The sequence below is a fragment of the Bacillus sp. JJ1503 genome (genome assembly GCF_036965125.1).
GTDB lineage: Bacteria > Bacillota > Bacilli > Bacillales > Cytobacillaceae > Cytobacillus.
Genome location: NZ_JBALOZ010000162.1, coordinates 1 through 2,999 on the forward strand (window position 1 = coordinate 1; position 2,999 = coordinate 2,999).

2 protein-coding genes are annotated in these 2,999 nt (G+C 30.6%); both read right to left on the bottom strand.

What is annotated here, in order from left to right:
* Positions 1 to 503: 503 nt before the first annotated feature.
* The gene (locus V7149_RS13260; RefSeq protein WP_335346104.1) at positions 504 to 1,745 is read right to left on the bottom strand and encodes a polysaccharide deacetylase family protein; all 1,242 of its coding nucleotides are present in this window, start codon (positions 1,743 to 1,745) and stop codon (positions 504 to 506) included.
* Between the two features lie 45 nt (positions 1,746 to 1,790).
* On the bottom strand, positions 1,791 to 2,540 hold the full coding sequence (locus V7149_RS13265) for a hypothetical protein (RefSeq protein WP_335346105.1): 750 nt from the start codon (positions 2,538 to 2,540) through the stop codon (positions 1,791 to 1,793).
* Positions 2,541 to 2,999 lie beyond the last annotated feature (459 nt).

Consider the following 2,999-nt stretch of genomic DNA (forward strand, 5'->3'; position numbering starts at 1 on the left):
ATTTTTCCCATCTCTTAGTGACTTTTAATCTTTAATATTTAACTCCTCACCATTGCTTAACTCTAATACGATTGGCATAGAGAAGCCCGATGTTTTCTTAAACACATCGTCTTCATTTTCTTTATAATACTCTTACTTGCCATCTAAATATATAATTCCCTTTTTCTCTGTTACTGCCAAGGATTTTGTAAGAACTGTATATTTTACCATTTTTTGAGTTTCTTAAAAGCAGTAATATAATCCTCAATTTTTTTATCGGTAAAAATTGCCCCATATTACTGCATCGATAATGGTAGAGCTTTTTAGAGTATGTACAAAACGATAAAACATTTCTTGATTTGAAGTTTCTAATAGTAGCATATATTTAGTTTCGTGGCAGCGAAGAATAAACGAGTTTTTTAATAGCATATCGTAACCTAAAAACAAAGATCCTATAGAACGAAGTAATTTATAGATCTAGAGGATCTGCTTTTTATTTTTTGGAAAAATTATCTTGAGATCATTTACTGTAAATTTATGATTTTTAGATTCTGTTCCTGCAAGTGCTCAATTATTTTGGGTAAAGCATCAATGACAGCTTGAGATTCGTGCAAAAGGATTATTGATCCCGATGCTTCCGTGTTACGAATAAAATTATATATTTTATCTGTATCACGAGTTTTCCAATCTTTCGGATCCCTATTCCAAAGTATCATTTTGTTTTGGTAATTATGCACTGTATCTTTTGTCTGTTCATTAAACGCTCCATAAGGTGGTCTGAAGAGGACTACTTTTTCATTCGTAATTTCCTCTATTGCTTTAGTACCTTGAATAAATTCATCTTCTTGTTTTTCATAAGAAAGATCCGACAATTTTAAATGATTCATAGAATGACTACCAATCGAATATTTATTTGATTGAACATATTGAACGTAGTCAGGATGTTTTTTTGCATTAGTTCCTATAAAGAAAAAAGTACCACCAACCTTGTATTTCTTTAATATATCAACGATCTCCACTGTATATTTAGAAGGGCCATCATCGAATGTAAGGGACACATAGCCTTCTGGAATGCTGTATGTTATGGAGTCATCTAGTTTAATATAAGGAAGACTAGATTGCGTGGATTCATCTTTTACTAATTTTGTAGCTGGTGTAACAACGTTTTTTTTATTTATTAAATTGACTTCGGCAGTTTTAGCTTCTGCGATTGGAATAGTGATATTTTTGATGGTAGGCGTATTTACATACGAGTGATTTGAATATCCAAACAGTATGGAAAAAATAGCACCAATCATGGCAACACTGACCCATTTAAGCGGAATCTTGTATCCTTTTGAAATCAATTCTTCATTTTGCTTATTTTTCTGTTCAATTGTTTTTTCATCAATTGCTGATAGATTAGTAGATAAAAATGGTAGTTTTTTAAAATCGTTAACATTTTGTGTGTTTTTAATAGAATCTAAATTGTTTTTGTAATCCATTGAACAAGCAAAATAAATTCGGTCACTTTTATCACGGTATGTTCTTGTAATAAAACTTATGTATTGCTTTTTGATTGTGTCTAATGTTGTATGTAATGATAATCTGTATTTATGTTTTTTATCAAATTCAGATATTGTCATTAAATTCTTTGCAGTATCACTGTCAACTTCCCAAAACAGTACATCTTCTTGCTCAAAGGATAACTTTATGCGTAAATATGATTTTTCGTTACTCTTTTCAATAGATACTAGTTCAAGTACTTTTCCGTGGTAGACTGCCATGGTTGCACTTCCTTCTCTAGTTGTAATTAACTAACTTCTAGCTGTTTATTCCGATTGTGATAGATTAGAAGCAGTTGCCTTTGTTGAGAAAGAGAAGGACATTTTCTCGGTAAAATCATTAATGGTTTGCATTAACTGAGCCTTATCATCTACAAGTTTTTGATATTGTTCAGTATATTTTTGATTTTCTATTTCTAGGTTTCTAATTTTATCTTCAAGCTCATTGATTTTTAACATACTTTGATATTGAGCATTCGTTGATTCTTCATTAAGTTTGTTGTATTTAGCCGTTTCGGTTTCAAGTTGATTTGAGATCTTTTCATACTCCATGTTTGATGTAAGCTGATATTCCTTATAATCCTCAAGGAGCTGATCATACCTCATTTGTTTGTTAGTTAGGTTATTTTCTAAATCACGAATTTCCTTATTCTTTTCTTGTAAAAGTTGGTCTTTCTTTATTTGATCATGCTTAAAACGATTAATCGTTTCATTTGCTGTAAATAATTGATCCTCAAGCCCTTTGTATTTATAAAACTGCAATTGGCGTTCCTTAAGCATGTTTTCTATAGAAACAATTACATCCAATGCTATTTTATCCTGGTCATCCTTTGAAAATAAGTTGTTATTACTATTTAAAACTGGCTGCTCATACTCTTTAATAGTATTAGCCGACTCATCTACAATCATATCAGTTACTACTTCTTGCTGTTCTGCACTAATTTTCTCCGTTTGGTTTTGATAAGAAAGTACCCCTTTAAACCAACTAATTCCTTTTTTATCTATTTCACTAGCCAAAATCTCATCTCCTATTTTTGTATATTTAAGATCAAAGACCTATCTATACTAAATATTAACATACAAAAAATACTATAAAATATTAAAAAAGGCCCAATTTTATAATATCTATGTCGAAAGATGTAATCTATTGGATAATTAGTTGTTTAATAAAAGGGCTGTTTTATTTACTGTAGTGAAAAAGCATTGATTAGGGGAGGAGAGGGGGGATAACAATATTATAGAAATGGGCAGTAATAGTTAGATGTGACTCAACTTCAAATAGTAAAGGAATCTAATTGAAATTGTATTAATTCTCATAAATTATGAAAAAATGCTAGTAATTATATTTGTCAATATTGGATGCCATTCTCACTAATTATGGAAAATCACAAATCACCTGGCCTTGTGGAAATGTAAACAATGGGAATCGGCATCAGTCGGTTCTCATATTTTTTTGCTAATAGCTAGGGCAAGCTA

Coding starts and splice junctions, on each gene's coding strand:
- V7149_RS13260 (WP_335346104.1), bottom strand. CDS start 1,745: ATGGCAGTCTACCACGGAAAAGTACTTGAACTAGTATCTATTGAAAAG.